Source organism: Candidatus Erwinia dacicola, assembly GCF_001756855.1.
Classification (GTDB): domain Bacteria; phylum Pseudomonadota; class Gammaproteobacteria; order Enterobacterales; family Enterobacteriaceae; genus Erwinia; species Erwinia dacicola.
This window is the reverse complement of record NZ_MAYS01000042.1, coordinates 1-1,136: the sequence shown is the minus strand read 5'-3', so window position 1 is coordinate 1,136 and position 1,136 is coordinate 1. Positions and strand designations below refer to the sequence as shown.

Here is a 1,136-nt window from a genome sequence, read left to right as displayed (position 1 = left end):
ATATCTTTGCAACAGTGTCCGATTTTTTCCTGTGGCGTGCGACGGCGTCTACGCTCAGGTCCGGACAGGATTTCAATTATTTTATCGTTGTGACCAGTGCTAAACATAGTTTTATGACTACCTCTTATTTTAAGAGTGTCTACCTGTCTGGATATTCAGGGGGCCTGTCTATATGTTACGATGTTCCCCTCGTACCAGTTAATTTACGGCGTGCTTGCCGTTATCCCATTTTGTTCATGTAGGTGTACTGGACGTGGTGTATTGTTTTATTAGGGGCGGAAATTACCGCCACGCTGGGTGATTACCTCCAGCTGAAACAAGAAGAACAAGAAAGAGAAAACGAGGAATCATGATTGCATTAATTCAACGGGCACTTTCTGCCAGCGTTACGGTAGTGGGCGAAACCCTAGGTAAGATTGGGCCGGGATTGCTGATCCTGCTCGGAGTGGAAAAAGAAGATACCCGGGAGAGCGCTCGCAAACTGGTTGATAAAGTGCTGGGCAGCCGTATTTTCGGCGACGAAAATGACAAAATGAATCTAAACGTGCAGCAGGTCGGGGGCAGCGTGCTAGTGGTTTCGCAGTTCACGCTGGCGGCAGACACCAAAAAAGGGATGTGCCCGAGCTTCTCCGGCGGGGCCGCCCCAGATGTTGCCGAAGAGTTGTATGACTACTTCACCGCCTGCTGTCGCGAAAAAGGGACTACCACGCAAACCGGACGTTTTGCCGCCGACATGAAAGTGGCGCTGGTCAACGATGGTCCCGTCACTTTCTGGCTGCAGGTTTGACGCAGCTGGCCGAGCGGCAAAGGAATGGCCTGACGGGCTCAGACAGAGAGAACCATTTTATGTATCACCTCTGCGCACCTGAAACCGCAGAAGAGCTAGATACCTACTACCGGTTTCGCTGGGAGATGCTGCGCAAACCGCTGCATCAGCCGCTGGGGGCCGAGCGTGACGCCTGGGATGCCTTGGCGCATCATCAGATGGTGGTGGATGAACACGGCGATCCGGTTGCCGTTGCCCGCTTCTATATCAATGCCGATAACGAAGCCGCTATCCGCTGTGCTGTCAATACCGATCGAATTCTGACCCACCCCCTTTGAATTACTCGAACGTTGTTGCTTTCGTTTTCTTC

General features: G+C 52.0%; 1 protein-coding gene and 2 pseudogenes. All 3 read left to right on the top strand.

Features of this window, described 5'->3' with window-relative positions; genetic code table 11:
* Nucleotides 1–156 precede the first annotated feature (156 nt).
* Nucleotides 157–353: pseudogene (locus BBW68_RS15320) on the top strand (YhjD/YihY/BrkB family envelope integrity protein); the annotation flags it as partial.
* A complete protein-coding gene (dtd, locus tag BBW68_RS00980; protein ID WP_070133628.1) occupies nt 350–787 on the top strand; it encodes a D-aminoacyl-tRNA deacylase in 438 nt (145 codons plus the stop codon). The pseudogene BBW68_RS15320 and the gene dtd, both read left to right, overlap by 4 nt.
* A gap of 59 nt (nt 788–846) precedes the next feature.
* A pseudogene (locus BBW68_RS00975) lies at nt 847–1,062 on the top strand (GNAT family N-acetyltransferase); the annotation flags it as partial.
* Nucleotides 1,063–1,136: the final 74 nt, after the last annotated feature.